The organism is Xanthomonas sp. NCPPB 3218 (assembly GCF_056725185.1).
In genome coordinates this window covers 4,170,448-4,192,267 of the sequence record NZ_CM161516.1, presented here as the reverse complement: position 1 = coordinate 4,192,267, position 21,820 = coordinate 4,170,448, and the positions used below count along the sequence as shown (strand labels likewise).

The window sequence follows — 21,820 nt, the reverse complement described above, 5'->3', positions numbered from 1 at the left end:
GATGGGAGCGTTCGCGCACGTCCGGCTGGCACTGTCAGCCACTCACCTGACAGGCGCCGCGCGTTTGCCTTGGTCAGGGGCCTGACGACCCGCAGATATTCCGCCCGGCGCTTGCGTCGCGGGCGAACAATTGCGCCGGTACTGCGCTGTCTCACGGCAGCTGCGGCTTCGTCGTTACAGCAGACGATCGGGTAAACAGGCAATCGCCGATGCCGTGAGCAACGCCCTTGCGCGTCACTGCAATCGATCGCAGCAAGGCGCACATCGTTCCTGACGCACCGCGTGCGTCGGCCGCTCGCGCGCCGCCATCTGGCATGACGTGCTCGCACACATCATGGTGATTCTTTCGCCATCTTGTATTTTCTCTTTTCGGTGACGTGACCAGTTGCGTCCTCGCATGCGAGATGCCGCTCGAAGGCGCTAGAGCGCATTGCGGCCGCTGTGCGCGTCAAAAAAACATGCAGGTCTGTGAGCGTGGTGGCACACCGTGCTGGACCCGCGCCCGTCTGTACTGCGCTGCAGATCATGCTGCACTGCAGTGTCCTCGCGATTGTCTCCACGTGTCTTGATTACAGCGTTTTGTCTTCTCTTGCGTGTCCCGCAACCGTTTGCGTGACTGCGCGTGCACATCGATGCATCGGCTAGATACAAGCCATTGCGATGCTCCTAGTATCGGCGTCGCGGAACTGAACATTACAGAGATGAAAAGTATGTTCCGCGCCTGCTAGACGAGGGGTGTGCCGCCGCGCGGCGCATCGAACCCATTCGAGGGAGACATCAAGATGAAGCCGAAATTTTCAACGGCGGCCGCCGCGTCGCTGTTTGTCGGGTCGTTGCTGGTCGTTGGCGTTGCCTGCGCCGATCCTGCACTGGAAGTTGCAACCACTGGTTGGGCAACCCAGAACGGGGGGACCAAGGGCGGCTCCAAGGCGGCCGCTGCCAACATCTACACGGTCAAGACTGCCGCCGAGCTGAAGAGCGCGCTGAAAGCCAGCGTGGGCAGCAACGGGCGCATCATCAAGATCAGCGGCATCATCGATGTCAGCGAGGGCAAGCCGTACACCAAGACCTCGGATATGAAGAGTCGCGCGCGGCTGGACATCCCGACCAAGACCACGCTGATCGGCATCACCAGCAACGCGGAAATTCGCGAGGGCTATTTCTACGTCAAGGCCAACGACGTCATCATCCGCAACATCACCATCGAAAATCCATGGGATCCGGAGCCGGTCTGGGACCCGGATGACGGCAGTGCCGGCAACTGGAATTCCGAGTACGACGGCCTCACGGTCGAGGGTGCGACCAATGTGTGGGTGGACCATGTCACCTTCACCGACGGTCGCCGCACCGACGATCAGAACGGCACCGCCAACGGGCGCCCCAAGCAGCATCACGACGGTGCGATGGACGTCAAGAAGGGCGCCAACTTCGTCACCATTTCCTACTCGGCGTTCAAGTCGCACGAGAAGAACGACCTGATCGGCTCCAGCGACAGCGCCTCCAGCACCGACAGCGGCAAGCTCAAGGTGACCATCCACAACACCTTGTTCGAGAACATTTCCGCACGCGCGCCGCGGGTGCGCTTCGGCCAGGTGCACCTGTACAACAACTACCACGTCGGCAGCACCAGCAATAAGATCTACCCGTTCTCGCACGCGCACGGCGTGGGCAAGGAGTCCAAGATCTTCTCCGAGCGCAACGTGTTCGACATCAGTGGGGTGAGCAGCTGCGACAAGATTGCGGCCGATTACGGCGGCAGCGTGTACCGCGACCAGGGCTCGCTGCTCAACGGCAAGGCACTGACCTGCTCGTGGAATAGCAACATCGGTTGGACCCCGCCGTACACCTATAGCCTGCTGTCGGCCGACAAGGTCGCTGCGGACGTCAAGGCAAAAGCCGGCGCAGGCAAGCTGTAAGGCGTCTGCCACATGCAACGCATGCAGCGTTGCATCTGTTTCCGCAACGCCCGCAACACTGCGGGCGTTGTGCGTTTTGGCGGCGTTAGATCTTGGCCCGTTGCTCGCGCAGGCCGGTCAGCTGCGTGGTCCAGTCGTTCAGGCGTGCACGCTCCTGTTCGACCACCACGGCCGGTGCGTTCTGCACGAAGGTGGCGTTGCCCAGCTTGCCATTGCACTTGCCGATCTCGGCTTCCACGCGCTTGATTTCCTTGTCCAGGCGCGTGCGTTCGGCATCCATGTCGACCAGGCCTTCCAGCGGCACCAGCAGGGTCAGCTCACCGACGATGGCCGTGGCCGACGGCGGGGTGTCCTGGCCGGCCTCCAGCCAGTCGATCGCTTCGAGCTTGAGCAGGAACGACAGCTGCGAGGCAAAGCGGCCAATACGGGTGCGATCGTCGGCAGTGCCGGCCTGCAGCAGCAGGCGTACCTGTTTGGACGGCGGTACGTTCAACTCGCTGCGCACACGACGCAGGGCCGACACCATCGACTTCAGCCATTCGACATCGGCCTCTGCGCCGGCGTAGCTGGCGGTATCGATATCGCCTGCCTGCGGGAATGCCTGCAACGAGATCGTGGCGGCGGTGATGCCCAGGCGCGGTGCGACCTGCTGCCACAGTTCTTCGGTGACGAATGGGGTAAGCGGGTGCAGCAGGCGCAATAACGCTTCGAGCACGTAGAGCAGGGTGTGCCGCGTGCTGGCGGCAGCTTCGCTGTCCTGGCCATTGAGCGCGGGCTTGGCCAGTTCGACGAACCAGTCGCAGAACGCATTCCAGGCGAACTCGTACAGCGATTGCGCGAGCAGATCGAAGCGGTAGTTGGCGTAGTGCGCGTGGGTTTCGGCAGTGACCTTGTCCAGGCGCGCCAGAATCCATTGCTCGGCTTCGGTGCGCGGCTGCGGCACGCCGGCAAAGCGCGCGCCCTCGGTATTCATCAACACAAAGCGCGTGGCATTCCACAGCTTGTTGCAGAAATTCTTGTAGCCTTCGGCGCGGCCGAGATCGAACTTGATGTCGCGGCCGTGCGTGGCGAGTGCGGCGATGGTGAAGCGCAGCGCGTCTGCACCGTGGGCGATGATGCCGTCCGGGAATTCCTTGCGCGTGGCCTTTTCGATCTTCTCGGCCATGCGCGGCTGCATCAGCCCGTTGGTGCGCTTGGCCACCAGGTCTTCGATGCTGATGCCGTCGATGATGTCCAGCGGATCGAGCACGTTGCCCTTGGACTTGGACATCTTCTGGCCCTGCGCATCGCGGATCAGGCCGGTGATGTAGACATCGCGGAACGGCACCTGGCCGGTGAAGCTGTCGGTGGCCATGATCATGCGCGCCACCCAGAAGAAGATGATGTCGAAGCCGGTGACCAGCACCGACGACGGCAGGTAGCGCTCGAAGCCGCGCTCGGCCATCGCGTTCGCATCCGGCCAGCCCAGCGTGGAGAATGGCCACAGTTGCGAGGAGAACCAGGTTTCCAGCACGTCACTGTCCTGGTGCAGCGCGACGTCGGCACCCAGGCCGTGTTTCGCGCGCACCTCGGCTTCGTCGTGGCCGACATAGCACTTGCCTGCCTCGTCGAACCACGCCGGGATGCGATGGCCCCACCACAGCTGACGGCTGATGCACCAGTCCTGGATGTTCTCCATCCAGTGGCGATAGGTGTTGATCCAGTTCGGCGGCACGAACTTGACCTGGCCGCTTTCGACCAGCTCCAGGCCGCGCCTGGCCAGAGCGTCCATCTTCACGAACCACTGGTCGGTCAGATAGGGCTCGATCACCTGGCCGGTGCGATCGCCGCGCGGCACCTGCAGCTTGTGTGGCTTGGTTTCGACCAATACGCCCAGGTCTTCCAGTTCCGACAGCACCAGCTTGCGTGCGTCATAACGATCCAGGCCGCGATAACGCTCCGGCGCATTCTCGTTGATGGTGGCGGTGACGGTGAACAGATTGATCAGCGGCAGGTCATGTCGCACGCCCACCTGGTAATCGTTGAAGTCATGCGCAGGCGTGACCTTGACCACGCCGGTGCCGAAGGCGCGGTCGACATAATTGTCGGTGATCACTGGCACCTGCCGGCCGGTCAGCGGCAGCACGATGCGGGCGCTGTGCAGCGTGGCGTAGCGCGGATCTTCCGGATGCACCATCACTGCGGTATCGCCCAGCATGGTTTCCGGGCGCGTGGTGGCGACCACCAGGTAATCGCGGGTTTCGCGCAGCGTCTCGACGCCGTCGGTATCGTGTTCGACGTGCTCGTAGGTCACGCCGTCGGCCAACGGGTAGCGGATCGACCACAGGAAGCCGTCTTCTTCGACGTTTTCCACTTCCAGGTCGGAGATCGCGGTCTTCAGCACCGGGTCCCAGTTGACCAGGCGCTGGCCGCGATAGATCAGGCCCTGCTCGTACCAGCGCACGAAGGCTTCGTTGACCGCGGCCGACGGCTGCGGGTCCATGGTGAAGGTGCTGCGCGACCAGTCGCTGGAGGTGCCCAGCCGGCGCATCTGGCGCTCGATGGTGTCGCCGGACTCGGCCTTCCATTCCCACACCTTGGCGATGAAGCCCTCGCGCCCCAGCGAGTCGCGTGTTTCGCCGTTGCCTTCCAGGGCCAGGTTGCGCGACACCACCATCTCGGTGGCGATGCCGGCGTGGTCGGTGCCCACCTGCCACAGCGTATCGAAGCCGCGCATGCGGTGATAACGCACCAACGCGTCCATCAGTGTCTGCTGGAACGCATGGCCCATGTGCAGCGTCCCGGTCACATTCGGCGGCGGCAGCAGCACGGTATACGGCTCACCCTTGCCGGACGGCACGAAATAACCGGCCGCCTCCCACTGCGCGTACAGGCGCGATTCGAAGGAAGAGGGTTCGTAGCTGGAGGCGAGGGTGGTCATAGAGGGGCGGCGATTCGTTGTTCGGGATTCGGGATTGGTTGCGTCATGGGGCCGGCGAGAAGCACTGGCAATCCACTCATCAACATCAGCGGTGGTGCGGTGGAGCGAAGATCGGCTATTGGGGATTCGTCATTGGATGCAGCCCTGGGATGCGCAAAAGAGTTGCTTTTACCAATCCCCAATCCCGACTCCCCAATCCCCGCCCACTCACATGTCGTATTTGGTCAGTTCCAGGCCCAGGGCCTTGTACTGCTTCCAGCGCTCGCGCAGCGGTTCGCGGGCGGCGGGGTCGGCCGGGACGACTTCCAGTACGCGGTCGCAGGCGCCCAGGTAGGGGTCGTCGCGCAGGTTGATCACCAGCGGGCGCGAGGGGGCATCGAACTCCGGCGCGGCGATCAGCACCGGCGCCAGTTCGTCTTCCTCGTCGGTGCCGGCAATCTGGTGCGGGATGTAGGCCTCGTCGTCGAACGCCCACAGCAGGTCGTCCAGTGCCTCGGCCTGCGCGGCGTCGCGCGCCAGGATCAGCGTGGACAGGTTGGCGTCGTTGGCCTTGCGCGCCAGCTCGCAGACCAGCCGCAGCGGTTCGTTGAGGAAGCGCGGTTTGGCGATCAGGTAGAAGTCGGCACGGGGCATCAGGCGGTCACAAAGCGGGAGGAGAGCAAGAATTCGGTGGCCATGCCGGCGGCCACGAACAGGGCAGCAAAGCCGAGCACGGCCAACAGCAGGCCGCCGAATGCACGCAGGCGGCGCCCCGGCGGGCGCGAACGGTACAGATACACCGGCAGGAACAGCACGGCGAACGCCACGATGCCGATATTCATCCAGGCCGGCCGGCGGTAGCCGAGCCGGCGGCTGTCGGCCGCCAGCCAGACAAACAACAGCACAATCTGCATGACGATCCAGAGCAGGTCGATGCCGGGGTTGGTCCAGCCCGGCACCGCGCTGGCTGCTCCGTTCACAACGGAGAAGCCGGCAATCAGCGCCAGTGCAGCGCGTGGCGACATCAGGCCGCGCGGTCCAGCAACCACTGGGTCAGCAGCCCCACCGGGCGGCCGGTGGCCATGCCGCGCTTGCCTTCGTCGCTGGCGACGCCGGCGATGTCCAGATGCGCCCAGCGCTGGTTCTCGGTGAAGCGCGACAGGAAGCAGCCGGCGGTGATCGCGCCGCCCCAGCGGCCGCCGATGTTGTAGACGTCGGCGAAGGTGGAATCCAGCAGGCCCTGGTACTCGTCCCACAGCGGCAGGCGCCAGGCGCGGTCGAACACGTGCTCGCCGGCGGCCAGCAGTTCGTTGGCCAGGTCGTCGTGCTTGCTCATCAGGCCGGCGGTCTGGTGGCCCAGCGCCACCATGCAGGCGCCGGTCAGCGTGGCCACGTCCACCAATGCTTCCGGGTTGAAGCGCTCGGCGTAGGTCAGCGCATCGCACAGGATCAGGCGGCCTTCGGCGTCGGTGTTGCCGACCTCGATGGTCTTGCCGGACATGCTGGTGATCACGTCGGAGGGGCGGTAGGCATTGCCGTCGATGGCGTTCTCCACCGCCGGCACCACCACCACCAGGTTGATCGGCAGCTCGGCCTTGACGGTGGCCACGAAGGTGCCGATGACGTTGGCGCCGCCGCACATGTCGTACTTCATTTCCTCGATGCCGCCCTGCGTCTTGAGGTTGACGCCGCCGGTGTCGAAGGTGATGCCCTTGCCGACCAGCACGTACGGACGCGCGTCGCCGCCGCCGTTCCACTTCAGCACGATCAGCCGCGGGCGGTTGGCCGAGCCACGCGCCACCGACAGCAGCGAGCCCATGCCGAGCGACTCCATCTGCGTCTCGTCCAGGATCTCGGCCTCGGCGCCGGGGAACTTGCCGGCGAACGCGGCGGCGGTCTCGGCCAGATAGGCCGGGGTGCAGTAATTCGGCGGCAGGTTGCCCAGCTCGCGGGCGAACTCCACGCCCTCGGCGGTGGCCACGCCCACGGCCAGTGCGCGGGCGTCGTCGCCGGCGATCGCCAGCGTGGTCAGGCCGGTCTCGTCGACCTTCTTCTTGCCCAGCGTGGCGGTGTAACGGTAAGCGGCGTGGTCGCTGACGATGATGGCCTGGCGGATGTTCCAGGCGCTGTCGCGCGCCTTGACCGGCAATTCGGTCAGGGTGAGCAGGGCGGTGCCGACCGGGCCGGTCTTCAGCGCGCGGGTCGCATCGCCCACCGCCTTGAGGTACGGCGCCACGCCGAACTTGCCGGCTTCGCCCAGGCCGACCACCAGCACGCGCGGGGCGGCGACGCCGGGCAGGTCGTACAGCAGGCTGGTGCTGCCGGTCTTGGCAGCCACATCGCCGCGTGCCACCAGGGCCGTCAGACGGCCCTGGCTGGCGCTATCGAGTGCCTGGGCAGCGGGCGACAGGGTCTTGTCGGCGAACACGCCAACCACGATGCAGTCGACGGCGGCGCTTGCCGGCGCGTCTTGGTTCAGGGTGAATTGCAGGGCCATTGATCAGATTCCGTAGGCAAATCCGTACAATCGCGGGCTGTTTACGCCAACCGGACTAGGCTGGCGCCGCCGCGAACGAATCCGAGAGTTTAAAACAAGCCCACCCCATGCCGAAGCTCGATCGATACCTGCTTAGCGATTTCACCCAGAGCTTCCTGGCCACCTTGATCGTGCTGCTGGTCGTCAGCGTCGGCGGTGTGCTGGTGGATATCCTCGGCAATATCGCCGACGGCCGCATCCCTGCTCGCTTGCTGCTGTCTCAGGTGGGCCTGCAATTCGTTGCGTATCTGCCGATCATCCTGCCGCTGGCGCTGATGCTGGGGCTGTTATTGGCACTGGCGCGGCTGTACCGCGATTCAGAAATGGCCGTCATCACCGCCATCGGTGTGGGCCCGCGGCGCCTGCTGCGGCCGATGCTGATGCTGGTGGTGCCGGTGGTGGTGGTGATCGGGCTGTGCTCGCTGTGGCTGGGCCCCTGGGCCAGCCGCACCGCCGAGACCATGCTGGAAGACGCCAACCGCAGCATCGTGATGGCCGGCCTGGAGTCGGGCAAGTTCACCCCGCTGTCCGGTGGCGGCGTGGTGTACCTGACCACGATCTCGGCCGACGGCAAGGGCCTGGGCAAGGTCTTCATGCAGCGCCAGAAGGACGACCGCATCGATGTGGTCACCGCCGACCGCGGCGCGATGTTCTTCGAAGGCAAGGCCGACCGTTATCTGCGCCTGGAGGACGGTTACCGCATCGAAGGCCCGGCCGCCGGCAATACCCTGGACTACCGCCTGATGAAGTTCGCCAGCAACGATGTGGCCTTGCCCGACCGGACCCAGGTGCACGATGCCAACGATCCGGAAGTGATGTGGACCACGCAGCTGCTGTCGGACCAGCGCCCGGCCGCGCGCGCGCAGCTGCATGAGCGCCTGGCGCCGCCGCTGCTGGCGCTGGCCTTCGCGCTGCTGACCCTGCCGCTGTCGCGCAGCGCGCCGCGGCAGCAGCGGTATGGCCGGATCATGCTGGCTTTCCTGGCGTACATGGTGGGCACCAATCTGATGATCGTCGGCACCCAGTGGATCGCCAATGGCAAGACGCCGGCCGCGCTCGGTCTGTGGTGGCTGACCCTGCCGCTGCTGGCAGTGGCGATCTGGGCGTATGCGCGCGATGGCCGCGTGCGTCGGCCGAGGGTGCGCGCATGAGGCTGATGCCGCGGGTGCATGACTGGTACATCGGGCGCGCGGTGTTGTTCACCGTGTTGCTGACATGGGCGGTGCTGCTGGGCCTGGACCTGGTCAACGCCTTTGCCAGCGAGGCCAAAAGCATCGGCCAGGGCAGTTACAGCTTTGGCCATGCGGTGGCCTACGTGGCCTATACCGTGCCGCGCCGGGCCTACACCTTGTTTCCCACCGCGGCGGTGATCGGCGCCTTGATGGGCCTGGGCCAGCTGGCGGCAACGTCCGAGCTCACCGCGCTGCGCGCGCTGGGCGTGTCGCGCAAGCGTATGTCGGCCTCGGTGGTGGCGGCCATGGCGCTGCTGACCGCCACCATGGTGATCAGTGGCGAGACGGTGGGGCCGTGGGCACAGAACCAGGCCGATACCCTCAAGACCAGCGCCCGCTACAACAGCAACATGGCCGGCTCGCGCTATTCCGGCCTGTGGGCGCGTGAGGGCGACACCTTCCTCAATGCGCTCAGCGGCGAAGAAAAGCTGCTCGATGGCGGCGGCACCGCGCTGGACCTGCACGATGTGCGGCTGTACCACCTCGATGCCAGCGGCCGCATGCAGCAGCTGACCTATGCGGCACTGGCCGAGAACCGCAATGGGACCTGGACGCTGCGCCAGGTGCGCCGCGACACCTTCCAGGAGCGCTCGGTGCAGCGCGAAACCTTCCCCGAGCTGCCGTGGCAATCCCAGCTCAGCCCGGCGGCGCTGGCGGCCGGGCTGGCCAAGCCGCGCAACCTGTCCGCGCGTGATCTGGAACAGAGCATCGAGTATCGCCGCCGCAACGGCCTGGACGCGCGCGACTACGAAGACCAGTACTGGAGCCGCTGGTTCTATCCGCTCAACGTCCTGGCGCTGTGCCTGGCGGCAATTCCGTTCTCGTTCGGTTCGCTGCGTAGCGGCGGCCTGGGCAAGCGGCTGTTCCTGGGCATCCTGTTCGCGCTGGGGTTCTGGCTGCTGCAGCTGTTCTTCGGCCGCATGGCCGGCGCACTCAAGCTGGATTACCGCATCGCCTACGCGCTGCCGCCGATGGTGATGCTGGGCGTGTCGGCATGGCTGTTCCGACGGCGCAGTAGCTGACGCCGATGCGTCGGTTCAGCGTGTTCGGAACCGTGCTCTGTCTGCTATACGTCGCTGGAACTGCTCTATGCGTGTGGGCGGCCAGCGACGCTGGTGGCGACCCCAAGGGCCATTTTGTATTGCTGCAGTTGCCGCTGACACCACAGCTGACTGTGCTTGATGCCATGGGTGCTGACGCCTGGTTGACCGATATGCCCTGGGTGCACAGCTATCTGCTATTGGTTCCGCCATTTCTGGTGGCGCTGTATCTGGTTGGCTATGCCGTGCAGTGGCTGATTGAGCGCCCCTCGGCACGCGGGCATTGAGTCCACACCCGTCTCGGTTCGCCGCAGTTAACTGCCTGCACGCGAGCAGTTGCCTGGTGGGTGCTTCGCATGACGGCCGCACTCCGTTGTCGCCTGCCGTCGAGATCGGCAAGAGGGCGGTCTGGTCGTTTCAGCGCTTGGGCGTGCGCTGCAGCCGGGTACCACTGGCGCGGTCGTGCCAGGCCAGGCGGTCGCGATCCAGCCAGGCCCACCAGAATCCTGCGCCAGCCAAGGTCAGCGACAGCGTGCCGACGGCATAGCGGATCCAGAGCGCGCGCCAGGTGGCTTGCGGGCCGACCAGCGACAGCCGCCACGGGCGCATGCCCAGGGTCTGGCCACCCCGTCGCCAGCTGACGGTGGCGTACACCCCGGCGGCGATCCAGCAGCACAGCCACAACAGCCATTGCCAGCCGCTGAAGGGGGCGATGTTTTCGCGGGCCGGGTGCCCGGCAAGCGTGAAGCCCAGCGTGAACGCGGCGGAGATCAGCATCCATAGCGCCAGGACCGGCCAGGCGTCGTAGCACAGGGCCAGCAGGCGCCAGACCACCAGGGCGGGCGGTCGCGCGCTGCGCGGTGAAGGGGGCGAGGTCATGCCGCGAGCATAGCCGGCGCAGGCGATCGGGCAACGTCGCGCTGCGGCAATCCCGCGCCGGGCCGGGCCGGTGCGTCGAGGCAGGAGCGATGTGGTGGGTGGCCCGTCGAGGCAAGCCGCACCGCCAATCTCGCGCCTGGCCAACACGGCGCGCCGCAAATCGCATGTCACGCTCTATGCTGTTGCGATGTCAGCCAGCAGTCCCGCCGAACGTCGCCAACTGGCGCAACACCTGCCCCCGGTGCAGGCGGCCGATGCCGCCGCCATCGAACGCTTCCTGGACCGGTTATGGGCCGAGCAGGGCGTGGCACGGCAGACCCTGGACAGTTACCGGCGCGACCTGGAAGGACTGGCGCGCTGGCGCGACGGTGCCGGCGGCGGCCTGCTGGGTGTCGATCGGGCGGCATTGTTCGACTATCTGCGCTGGCGCGCTCAGGCCAATTACTCCCCACGCAGCACAGCGCGGCTATTGTCGACGCTGCGGGCGTTCTACGCGCTGTGCCTGCGCGATGGGGTACGCAGCGACGACCCGACGGCGCTGATCGACCCACCAAAGTTGCCCCGTAGCTTGCCCAAGGCGCTGACCGAAACGCAGATCGAGGCGCTGTTGGCCGCGCCCGAGATCGACACGCCGCTGGGCCTGCGCGACCGCGCAATGCTCGAGCTGATGTATGCGGCCGGCCTGCGCGTCAGCGAACTGGTCAACCTGCCGGCGGTGGGGGTCAATCTGCGCCAGGGCGTGCTGCGGGTCACCGGCAAGGGCAGCAAGGAGCGGCTGGTCCCGTTGGGCGAGGAGTCCCAGCACTGGCTGGAGCGGTATCTGAGCCAGGCGCGCCCGCTGCTGGCCAGCCACAAGGCGGTGGCGGCAGTGGACGGGCAGGTGCCGTTGTTCATCGATGCAGCACGGCAGCCGCCCAGCCGCCAGCAGTTCTGGGCGCTGGTCAAACGCTATGCGGCGGTGGCCGGGATCGACCCCGCCACGGTCAGCCCGCACGGGCTGCGGCACAGCTTTGCCACCCATCTGCTCAACCACGGCGCGGACCTGCGCGCGCTGCAGATGCTGCTCGGTCACAGCTCGCTGTCCACCACGCAGATCTACACCCTGGTGGCGCGTCAGCACCTGCAGAAGCTGCACGCCTCCCATCATCCGCGCGGCTGACTGCGGCCGCAGGCGCAGCGGCGGCCCGCCGTGGCCCATTCAGCGGCTTGGCCGGTAAACAAAGCATCCCGCTCGCTGCCTGGCTTCATCTGCGCTGTGCGAGAATCCAGGCACCCCATTCCACTGGATGCGTGAATGTATCGTCTTGCCATCGCCGCGCTGCTGGGCGCAATCAGCCTTACCGCCTGCGCGCAATCCTCGCAGCCTGCGGCAAGCAATGCCAGCGCCAAGCCAGCCGCCGCCGCCGCCCCCGCCGCTGCGGGCAATGTGGACCAGCGTGTGAGCGTCGCGCTCAAGGCGCTGGATCCGGATTTCAAGCCGGACTACATCGGCGCCGCGCCGTTTCCCGGTTTCCGCGAAGTGGTGGTCGGCGGGCAGGTGCTGTACGTCAGCGACGACGGCCGCTACCTGATCCAGGCGCAGCCGTTCGACATCCAGAACAAGCAGTTCGCTGCCAGCCCGGGTCTGCTGGCCTACCGCCGCAAGCAGCTGGAGACCGTGCCCAAGGCCGACCGCATCGTGTTCGCGCCGGCAAACCCCAAGTACACCGTGACGGTGTTCACCGACGTGGAATGCGGCTACTGCCGCAAGCTGCACAGCGAGATCGGCGAACTCAACAAGCAGGGGATCGCGGTGGAATATCTGGCGTTTCCGCGCATGGGCCTGGGCAGCCAGGACCACAAGGAAATGATCGCAGTGTGGTGCGCGGCCGACCGCAAGCAGGCCCTGACCGCGGCCAAGTCCGGGCAGCCGGTGAATGCCAAGGACTGCAAGAACCCGGTGTCCATGGAATACACGCTGGGCCAGCGTCTGGGCGTCAATGGCACCCCGGCGATCTTTGCGCCGGACGGCACCCAGCTCGGTGGCTATCTGCCGCCGGCGCAGCTGCGTGAGGCGCTGGAAAAGCGCGCGGTCAGCACTGCCGGCGGCAGCCGCTGAGGTATCCGGCAGCGGCGCCGGGATGCTGGCCGCTGCGGCGGTCGGTGTGATCGATCAGGAGGCCGGAATGCATGCATTCCGGCCTCCTGCGTTTCAGGGTCGTGCTGGCTGCACGGTTGATGCGGTGAGAGCGGCGGTGGACCGGTGGTGGCTAGCGCTGCCGACGTTGCCACCGCGGAGACCGGCCCAAAGGCAGCTGGGCGCGACAATCCCTGCTGGCATCGCCATCCGCCTTCGCCGTTGCCGCATCGGCCGGCACGCGCCGAATCCGGCCCGGGCTGTGCGAATGATCACTGCATGGATCGGCGGCCCACCCACGCCGGGTCCGGCGCCGACGCATCAGCTCCGTTACAATCTGCAGCCCCGTTTCTGACACGGTTCCCCGGACATGATGGTCCTCGAGGGCGCTTCCGCCCTTTCGCCGTTCCGCCGCGCTCGGCTCGAAACCCGCCTGCAAACCCTCGTTCCCGCGCTGCGCATCACCGGCGCCTGGCACGTGTACTTCATCCGCGCCGAGGCCGGGCAAGCGCCCGACCAGGCCACCTTGCAGCGGATCCTGCAGGCCGAAGCCGCCCCCGCGCCGCGGGCCGAGGATGCCTCCTCGCGCTATGTGGTGCCGCGTCTGGGCACCTTGTCGCCGTGGTCGAGCAAGGCCACCGAACTGGTGCGCGGGGCCGGGCAGCCGATCCAGCGCGTGGAGCGCGGCACCCGCATCGATCTGGCCGGCTGGCCGGCCGACGAAGCGATGCAGGCCGCCGTGGCCAAGCTGCTGCACGACCCGATGACGCAGTCGCTGCTCGGCTCGGCCGCGGCCGCCGAGGCGCTGTTCAACGTGCCCGATCGCGGACAGTTGCAGCGCGTGCCGCTGGCGGCGCTGGAACAGGCCAACCGCGACCTCGGTCTGGCGCTGGCGCAGGACGAGATCGACTACCTGCGCGAACGCTTCGCCGAGCTGGGCCGCGACCCGGCCGACGTCGAGCTGATGATGTTCGCCCAGGCCAATTCCGAGCACTGCCGGCACAAGATCTTCAATGCCAGCTGGACCATCGACGGCAAGCCGCAGGAACGCTCGCTGTTCCGCATGATCAAGCACACCCACCAGCAGACCCCGCAGCACACCTTGTCGGCCTACAGCGACAACGCGGCGGTGGTGGAAGGCGTGCCGGCCGCGCGCTATCGCCCGGATCCGGCCAGTGGCGAGTACCGTGCCGAGACGGTGCTGCCGTCGGCGTTTGCGATCAAGGTCGAAACGCATAACCACCCGACCGCGATCGCGCCGTTTCCCGGCGCTGCCACCGGTGCCGGTGGCGAGATCCGCGACGAAGGCGCCACCGGCCGCGGCGGCAAGCCCAAGGCCGGGCTGACCGGGTTCACGGTGTCGCACCTGCGCATCCCGACCCTGCCGCAGCCGTGGGAGGCGCCGCGCGCGCTGAACCCGCGCATGGCCCCGGCGCTGGACATCATGCTCGACGGCCCGCTCGGCGGCGCCGCGTTCAACAACGAATTCGGCCGGCCGAACCTGCTCGGCTATTTCCGCAGTTTCGAGCTTGCCGAAGGCGAGGGCCTGACCCGCGCCTACGACAAGCCGATCATGCTGGCCGGCGGCCTGGGTGCGATCGATCGCAATCAGGTCGAGAAGCTGCGCCTGCAGCCCGGCGATGCGGTGATCGTGCTGGGCGGCCCGGCGATGCTGATCGGCCTGGGCGGTGGTGCGGCCAGCTCGGTGGCGGCCGGCGACAGTGCCGAGGCGCTGGATTTCGCCAGCGTACAGCGCGAAAACCCGGAGATGGAGCGCCGCTGCCAGGAGGTCATCGACCGCTGCGTGGCGCTGGGCAGCGACAACCCGATCCGCTGGTTCCACGATGTGGGCGCGGGCGGCCTGTCCAACGCCATCCCCGAGTTGCTGCACGACTCCGGCGTGGGCGGCATCATCGACCTGGGCCGCGTGCTCACCGACGACCCCTCACTGTCGCCGCTGGAACTGTGGTGCAACGAATCGCAGGAGCGCTACGTGCTGGGCGTACCGCAGGCACGCCTGGACGAATTCGCCGCCATCTGCGCGCGCGAACGCTGCCCGTTTGCCGCCGTCGGCGTGGCCACGGCCGAGGAGCGGCTGGTGGTTGGCTATGGCGTGTTTGGGGACGGGATTGGGGAGCCGGGATTGGAGATTCGCAAAAGCGATTCATCAGTTGCCGGGTCCGCCGTTGCTTCCAACCAATCCCCAATCCCCAATCCCCAATCCCCGCTCCCGATCGACCTGCCGATGGACGTGCTCTTCGGCAAGGCACCGAAGATGCATCGCGATGCGGTGCATCCGCCGGCGCCGCAGTGGCCGGTGCTGCAGACCGCCGCGCTGGACCTGCAGCAGGCCGGCCTGCGCGTGCTGGCGCATCCCACGGTGGCGTCCAAGAGCTTTCTGGTGACCATCGGCGACCGCAGCGTGGGCGGCCTGACCGCGCGCGAGCAGATGATCGGGCCGTGGCAGCTGCCGCTGGCCGATTGTGCGATCACCCTGGCCGGCTTCGACACCTTTGCCGGCGAGGCGATGTCGATCGGCGAGCGCACCCCGCTGGCGTTGTTGAACGCCGCTGCGTCGGCGCGCATGGCGGTGGGCGAGGCGATCACCAACCTGTGCGCCGCGCCGGTGCAGACGCTGGACAGCATCAAGCTGTCGGCCAACTGGATGGCCGCCGCCGGTCACGCCGGCGAGGACGCGCTGCTGTACGACGCCGTGCGCGCGATCGGAATGGAGCTATGCCCGGCGCTGGAACTGAGCGTGCCGGTGGGCAAGGACTCGCTGTCGATGCAGGCGCAGTGGGTTGTCGGGAATCGGGAATCGGGAATCGGGAATGGCGAAACGCCGCAGCCTTCCGCCGTTGCGAATCCCCAATCCCCAATCTCCAATCCCATCGCCCACAAGAGCGTTTCACCGGTCTCGCTGATCATCAGTGCATTCGCGCCGGTCGGCGATGTGCGCACGCAGTTGACGCCGTTGTTGCGTAGCGACGAAGAGAGCGAGCTGTGGTTGATCGGGCTGGGTGGCGGCAAGCAGCGCCTGGGCGGCTCGGTGCTGGCGCAGGTGTATGCCGACGCTGCGGCATTGCCGGCGTTCGGCGGCGAGGTGCCGGATCTGGACGATGCGCAGCGGCTGCGCAGCTTCTTTGAACTGATCCGCGCAGCGCGCGAGAGCGGCCTGTTGCTGGCGTATCACGACCGCAGCGATGGCGGTGCGTTTGCGGCGCTGTGCGAGATGGCGTTCGCCTCGCGGCAGGGTCTGGACATCACCCTCGATGCCTGGGGCGACGATGCGTTCCGCAGCCTGTTCAACGAAGAACTGGGTGCGGTGGTGCAGATCGCCAGCGAGGACCGCGCCGCGTTCGCCGATCTGGTCGAGCGGCATGCGCTGACCGAGTGCGCGCAGCGCATCGCACGCCCCACCGGCGCGCCGCGCATCCGCGTGAGCGGGCAGGGCCGGGTGCTGGCCGAGTGGCGTTGGGAAGAATTGTTCGATGCTTGGTGGTCGGTGACGCACGCCATGCAGAAACTGCGCGACAACCCGGATAGCGCCGATGAAGAGCGCGCGCTGGCACGCGACTTCAAGGCGCCGGGGTTGCGTCCGAAGCTGGTGTTCGACCCGTCCGAAGACGTGGCCGCGCCCTTCGTGGCGACTGGTGCGCGGCCCAAGGTGGCGATCCTGCGCGAGCAGGGCGTTAACGGGCAGATCGAGATGGCCTACAACTTCGAACGCGCCGGTTTCCGTGCGTTCGACGTGCACATGAGCGACCTGATCGAAGGCCGCGTGGATCTGGCGCAGTTCTCCGGGTTTGCCGCCTGTGGCGGCTTCAGCTACGGCGACGTGCTGGGTGCCGGCCGCGGCTGGGCCACTTCGATCCTGGAGCGCTCGGCCTTGCGCGATGCGTTCGCCGCGTTCTTTGCGCGCAGCGATACCTTCGCATTGGGTGTATGCAACGGCTGCCAGATGCTTAGCCAGCTCAAGGACATCATTCCCGGTGCCGAGCATTGGCCGCGCTTTTTGCGCAATCGCAGCGAGCAGTTCGAAGCGCGCACCGCCTTGCTGGAGGTGGTGGAGTCGCCGTCGATCTTCCTGCGCGGCATGGCCGGCTCGCGGATCCCGGTGGCGGTGGCGCATGGCGAAGGCCGCGCCGAGTTCGACACCGTGGTGGATCAGGCGGCTGCCCGTGTGGCCCTGCGCTTCATCGATGGCGATGGCGCGGTGGCATCGCAGTACCCGCTCAATCCGAACGGCTCGCCGGACGGCATCACCGGCCTGACCAGCAGCGACGGCCGCGCCACCATCCTGATGCCGCATCCGGAGCGCACCCCGCGCACGGCAAACCTGAGCTGGCACCCGGCCGACTGGGGCGAGGACTCGCCGTGGCTGCGCATGTTCCGCAACGCGCGGGTCTGGTGTGGTTGACGTTGGAGGGGTGTGCGGCGTGAGCTGAAGCGCCGTACCAACCGTGTCATTGGACGGCCGTGTGCAGCGATGCACACGGCCGTTGTCGTTTCCGGTGTCGGAGCTGCGCGACGGCCTGCGGTGGTATCGAGTCCTTCGACCGTTGCCGCGAGCGGCGTGGCGATGCGTGGTGCTTTATGAGCAAGAAAATGCATGGCCGCGTTTGGGTCGACTGCAGGCTCCCAAGGAGCCAGGCTCGCCTGCGACGTCTGCCAATGGCAGCCACGTCCTTGCATACAGCGCGCGCAGCGGCAGGACACTCGAGAAAAACGCGGTTTTCCAGCCTTGCCTGCGGCCAGCACAAGGCTTGTCGCCATCACGTTGCATGCGTTGCCGATGGCGGCGAACGCCTGCGGTCGCATTGGCACTGTTGCGATGAACTGCATTTAGTGAAGGTCGAAACATGGTTTACTTTAAGTAACTATAAAAACTACTAGGTATTTAGTCGAAGTATCTGGTGATGCTGCTTGTGTGACGTCAATCTCAATTGAACTTTTGGTTTTTCAATAGATTCAGACCACGTTATGAATCTTCGATTCATGGCGTTTCTGCAGCACTTTATGGATTGATCGTGGATGCTTTTGCGCGGGTAGTTCCCGCTGCAGAAGCAGGGCGAGTGCGTTTTCGATAAACCTCAGGGGGACCGTGCGATGCAATCGCACGGTGGTCGGTTTTTACATGCCAGACCAATGGGGAGTCAGTCGGTAATGAAGCGAATTCAATTGGATGCCGGTGGTGAGCAGCGTGCTCATCGCCGAACGGTGAGGCTTGCCCGCGATGCGGGAAATCGAGCGCTATATCGATCTGCGGGGCATGCGCGCGGCAGGCTGGCGGCGGCACTGCTGCTGGCGCTTGCCGGCGTGGCTGGAGTTGCCCACGCCACGACCACGCAAGCCGACGCGCTTGCACCTTGCACGGTGGTTCAAGGCCAACAGCGTTGCGACGCCGATGCGGCGACAAGCGACAGCGCCGCGCCTGCCATCGCGAGCGCGCGAGCAGCGGCAACACCTGCGGCCGATGCCGATGCACCGGCGTTTGCGGATGGGCAGGATGCGCTGGCACTGGGCAATGCGAGTAATGCGCTGGGCGATGGAACCAGCGCGTTCGGCGGCGGAAGCCTGGCATTGGAGCGCGACGCCACCGCGATCGGACATAACGTGTCGGCCGCAGGGGAATCGGCAACCGCCGTCGGCAGCGTGGCAACGGTCTACGACTACGACGCATCCGGATTTGTCATCGGGCAACGCGAACAGGCCACACAGGCGTCCGGTGTGGGGGCCACCGCCGTCGGCGGCGGTGCAGTGGCTGGGGATCCGTTTTCCAGCGCCGTTGGCAGCGGCGCCAGCGCCACTGGCGTGCAGAGCGCGGCGGTGGGTTATCGCGCACAGACCTTCAACGATGGCGCCACCGCGATCGGCGGTTTGTCCACGGCCAGTGGTTTTCTTTCCACCGCCGGCGGCTACAGTTCGCGTGCCAGCGGAGACACGTCCACGGCCTTCGGTTACCGGGCGCGCAGCCAAGGCAGCAGCAGTATCGCGGTGGGCGATACCGCATTGGCCAGTGGCGTGCAGAGCGTGGTGGTCGGTGGCATCAGCAACTTCGGCTCGATCACCGCTGCCACCGGAACAGGCGGCATCGCGCTCGGCGCAGGTGCGCAGAGCCAGTCCGATTATGCGATTGCCATTGGCTACGATTCCAACATCTTTCCCAATGCACCAGGCAATACCGATGCAGTGGCGATCGGCCATAGCGCCGGTTCGTTCGCACCACGCACGGTGTCGCTGGGTGGCTTCTCATTGGCGATGGGCGATGGTGGCATCTCGATCGGTCACGACAGCACCGCCTACACTGAAAACAGCATCGCATTGGGCGCACGTGCCGGCACCTCGTGGTTCAACGGCAACAACACCGCGATCGGTGCAGACTCCGAAACCAATGGCATCGACACGGTGGCGATCGGCTATGGCGCGCGTGTGGGCGATTTTGTCGACGATGCCTGGAACCGCTCTGCCTCCAGCGCCGTCGCACTGGGCGCGCATTCCTACGCGAACCGCAGCAATACAGTATCGGTTGGCGATGTGCAGGCGGGGCTGACGCGGCAGATCACCAGCGTGGCGGCAGGCACCGAGGCCAATGACGCAGTCAATGTCGCCCAACTCGACAGCGTGCGTGCGGTGGCCGACCGTCTCGACAGCACGCTGGCCATTGGCAAGACCGATACGGACGAAGTCGCTGCCCATGTCGACGGACTCAATGCGCTGGCGTTGGGGAGCGCCAGCAACGCGATCGGCGATGGTGCCAACGCGCTGGGCTCGGGCAGTCTGGCACTCGGGCGCGATGCCGTGGCCGTCGGCCGCAACGCCAGCGCGGCCGATGCCTCGGCCGTTGCAGTGGGTGGCGTCGCGTCCGTGCCGGTGTTCGATGCGGCGGGTTCCATCGTCGGCGCGCAGGAACAGGCCACCTTGGCCCAGGCGCGCGGTGCAGCGGCGCTGGGCAGCGGGGCGATTGCCACGCGCAGCTTCGCCACCGCGGTCGGCACGGGGGCAGCGGCCAGCGGCGAGCAATCGATGGCGGCGGGATTCAGCGCACGTGCGCAGGATGATGTCGCCACCGCGGTGGGCGCGTTCTCGACCGCGCGCAGTACGGCGGCGTCGGCATTCGGTTTTGGTGCGCGGGCCGACGCGAGCATGACCACGGCGGTGGGCTTCAATGCCTCCAGTCTTGGCGAGAGCAGTGTTGCCGTGGGCAGTCTGGCGGTTGCCGCCGGCGAGCGCAGCGTGACGCTCGGCGGCATGTCGCTGATCAGCTCCACGCTCAGGCCGGCGGGTGCGTTCCGGGTCGGTGGCGTTGCCATCGGCGCAGGTGCGCGCAGCGACGGCGATTACGCCGTTGCGCTTGGCTACAACGCCAACGTGTTCTCCAACGACAACAATACCGACGCGGTGGCGATCGGCCATAGCGCGGCTTCGTTCGCTCCGCGCACGGTGTCGCTGGGGGCATTGGCATCGGCCGAGGGCGCGGAGGGCATCGGCATCGGCTATGACGCGCGTGCCACCTCCAGCAGGAGCATCGCGATCGGGAGCGGCGCCAATACGTCGATCCTCTATGGCGACAATATCGCGCTGGGAACCAACGCCAAGGCGGATGCGCCCGATGCGATCGCGATCGGGCGCAATGCCAACGTGGGTGTGTTCGTCGGCGAAACGGGCAGCGCGGCGGTGGCATTGGGCGTGCAATCAAATGCGTTGGGCAACAACAGTCTGGCAGTGGGCTACAACGCGTTTACCCGCGAGGGTGGCCGTGATGCCGTCGCACTCGGTGCCAATGCCGGTGCCAGCGGTGCCGATTCGGTGGCGCTGGGCGCGGGTTCGCGCAGCTACGAGGCCAACGTGGTGTCGGTGGGCAACGGCAATGGCCGCGGCGGCCCGGCCACGCGCCGCATCGTCAATGTCGGCAATGGTGCGATTGCCGGTGCCAGTACCGATGCGATCAACGGCGGCCAGCTGTTCCAGTCGTTGAGCAATGCCGCCAGTTTCCTCGGCGGTGGTGCGGCGATCGGTGCACAGGGCGTGTTCGTTGCGCCGACCTACGTGATCCAGGGCAGCAGTTACCGCAATGTGGGCGAGGCGCTGGCTGCGCTGGACAGCAAGGTCAGCGAGCTGGATGCGCGTGGTGGTACCGCGACGCCTGGCGCTGCGGCGCGTTCGGCTGCAGCGCGTGCAGCAACGGCGCCAGCCCCGGCTGCGGACGCCTCGATTGTCGCCACTGCCGCAGATGCGACAGCCGATGGCCTGCAGTCGACATCGCTGGCCATTGACGGCGTGGCCGACAGCGCGGTGTCCTCCGTCACCGCAACGGCGAGCGGGCTTGCTGCAAGCAACGCGCTCCAAGGCACGCCCACCGCAGCAACGGTCGGCAGCATCACTCCAGCTGCAACGTCCACTGCCGTGGGCACGGCCGCAGTGGCCAACCACGTGACCGGCACGGCGATCGGCGGCAGCGCGTATGCGCATGGCCCCAACGACACCGCAATCGGCAGCAATGCGCGCGTCAATGCCGATGGCAGCACCGCGGTCGGTGCCAATACGCAGATTGCCGCGGTGGCGACCAATGCGGTGGCGATGGGCGAAGGCGCGCAGGTCAGTGCAGCCTCCGGCACGGCGATCGGACAGGGCGCACGTGCCAGTGCACAAGGTGCGGTCGCGCTGGGGCAGGGGTCGGTTGCCGATCGTGCCAACACGGTGTCGGTGGGCAGCGTCGGCGGCGAGCGTCAGGTGGCCAATGTGGCCGCCGGCACACGTGCCACCGATGCGGTCAACAAGGGCCAGCTGGATAACGGCGTTGCCGCGGCCAACAGCTATACCGACAGCCGCTACAACGCGATGGCCGACAGCTTCGAGACCTACCAGGGCGATATCGAAGACCGTCTGCGTCGGCAGAACCGTCGCCTGGATCGTCAGGGCGCGATGAGCTCGGCGATGTTGAACATGGCCGCCAGCGTCGGTGGTATCGCCACACAAAACCGCGTCGGTGCCGGCGTCGGTTTCCAGAACGGCGAATCGGCGTTGTCGGTGGGCTACCAGCGTGCGATCAGCCCGCGCGCCACCTTGACGGTGGGCGGCGCACTCAGCGGTGACGACCGGTCGATCGGCCTGGGCGCCGGCTTCGGCTGGTAGCGCAGGTCTTGCCATCGCAGCGGCTGCGCTCGCGGCGGCTGCGTGCTCACTCATTTGCATTTCATCT

At 66.6% G+C, this 21,820-nt stretch carries 13 protein-coding genes; 8 read left to right on the top strand and 5 right to left on the bottom strand.

The genetic code is table 11. The annotated features are described in order from the left end of the window. Window positions 1-782: 782 nt before the first annotated feature. On the top strand, window positions 783-1,916 hold the full coding sequence (locus AC1PLS_RS17255) for a pectate lyase family protein (protein ID WP_184433456.1): 1,134 nt from the start codon (window positions 783-785) through the stop codon (window positions 1,914-1,916). A gap of 85 nt (window positions 1,917-2,001) precedes the next feature. On the opposite strand, the gene AC1PLS_RS17250 is transcribed toward AC1PLS_RS17255, so the two are convergent. The 4 genes from AC1PLS_RS17250 to AC1PLS_RS17235 all read right to left on the bottom strand — a co-directional run bounded on the left by AC1PLS_RS17250 (window position 2,002) and on the right by AC1PLS_RS17235 (window position 7,312). Further along, window positions 2,002-4,836 (bottom strand): valine--tRNA ligase, encoded by a 2,835-nt coding sequence (locus tag AC1PLS_RS17250; RefSeq protein WP_184433459.1) that lies wholly within the window; start codon window positions 4,834-4,836, stop codon window positions 2,002-2,004. 207 nt (window positions 4,837-5,043) lie between these two features. Continuing rightward, window positions 5,044-5,469, bottom strand: a complete 426-nt coding sequence (locus tag AC1PLS_RS17245; RefSeq protein ID WP_016902887.1) for a DNA polymerase III subunit chi — start codon at window positions 5,467-5,469, stop codon at window positions 5,044-5,046. Beyond that, the gene (locus AC1PLS_RS17240) at window positions 5,469-5,840 is read right to left on the bottom strand and encodes a hypothetical protein (RefSeq protein ID WP_024939130.1); all 372 of its coding nucleotides are present in this window, start codon (window positions 5,838-5,840) and stop codon (window positions 5,469-5,471) included. Before AC1PLS_RS17240 ends, AC1PLS_RS17245 begins: the two co-directional genes overlap by 1 nt. After that, window positions 5,840-7,312: a leucyl aminopeptidase gene (locus AC1PLS_RS17235; protein WP_126966638.1), complete on the bottom strand. Its 1,473-nt coding sequence runs from the start codon at window positions 7,310-7,312 to the stop codon at window positions 5,840-5,842. The genes AC1PLS_RS17240 and AC1PLS_RS17235 overlap by 1 nt, the downstream gene beginning before the upstream one ends. Before the next feature lie 107 nt (window positions 7,313-7,419). Here AC1PLS_RS17235 and lptF point away from each other — a divergent pair, with 107 nt between their 5' ends. From lptF to AC1PLS_RS17220, 3 genes are read left to right on the top strand one after another with little or no spacing between them, the layout of a single operon-like run. Next, window positions 7,420-8,502 (top strand): LPS export ABC transporter permease LptF, encoded by a 1,083-nt coding sequence (lptF, locus tag AC1PLS_RS17230; RefSeq protein ID WP_039814671.1) that lies wholly within the window; start codon window positions 7,420-7,422, stop codon window positions 8,500-8,502. Further along, window positions 8,499-9,605 (top strand): LPS export ABC transporter permease LptG, encoded by a 1,107-nt coding sequence (gene lptG, locus AC1PLS_RS17225; RefSeq protein WP_024939127.1) that lies wholly within the window; start codon window positions 8,499-8,501, stop codon window positions 9,603-9,605. The genes lptF and lptG overlap by 4 nt, the downstream gene beginning before the upstream one ends. Before the next feature lie 5 nt (window positions 9,606-9,610). Next, on the top strand, window positions 9,611-9,910 hold the full coding sequence (locus AC1PLS_RS17220) for a hypothetical protein (protein WP_167709717.1): 300 nt from the start codon (window positions 9,611-9,613) through the stop codon (window positions 9,908-9,910). Between the two features lie 130 nt (window positions 9,911-10,040). Here AC1PLS_RS17220 and AC1PLS_RS17215 read toward each other — a convergent pair whose 3' ends face one another. After that, window positions 10,041-10,502, bottom strand: coding sequence for an RDD family protein (locus AC1PLS_RS17215; RefSeq protein WP_215825003.1), 462 nt, complete (start codon window positions 10,500-10,502; stop codon window positions 10,041-10,043). Window positions 10,503-10,689: 187 nt separating this feature from the next. Here AC1PLS_RS17215 and xerD point away from each other — a divergent pair, with 187 nt between their 5' ends. The 4 genes from xerD to AC1PLS_RS17195 all read left to right on the top strand — a co-directional run bounded on the left by xerD (window position 10,690) and on the right by AC1PLS_RS17195 (window position 21,753). Beyond that, a complete protein-coding gene (gene xerD, locus AC1PLS_RS17210) occupies window positions 10,690-11,661 on the top strand; it encodes a site-specific tyrosine recombinase XerD (protein ID WP_481103893.1) in 972 nt (323 codons plus the stop codon). A gap of 135 nt (window positions 11,662-11,796) precedes the next feature. Continuing rightward, window positions 11,797-12,600 carry a DsbC family protein gene (locus AC1PLS_RS17205; RefSeq protein ID WP_481103892.1) on the top strand — a complete coding sequence of 268 codons (804 nt, stop codon included), beginning with the start codon at window positions 11,797-11,799 and terminating at the stop codon, window positions 12,598-12,600. A gap of 388 nt (window positions 12,601-12,988) precedes the next feature. Further along, entirely contained in the window at window positions 12,989-17,038 is a 4,050-nt protein-coding gene (gene purL / locus AC1PLS_RS17200; RefSeq protein ID WP_481103891.1) for a phosphoribosylformylglycinamidine synthase, read from the top strand. Between the two features lie 746 nt (window positions 17,039-17,784). Next, window positions 17,785-21,753 carry a YadA-like family protein gene (locus AC1PLS_RS17195; RefSeq protein ID WP_221237799.1) on the top strand — a complete coding sequence of 1,323 codons (3,969 nt, stop codon included), beginning with the start codon at window positions 17,785-17,787 and terminating at the stop codon, window positions 21,751-21,753. Window positions 21,754-21,820 lie beyond the last annotated feature (67 nt).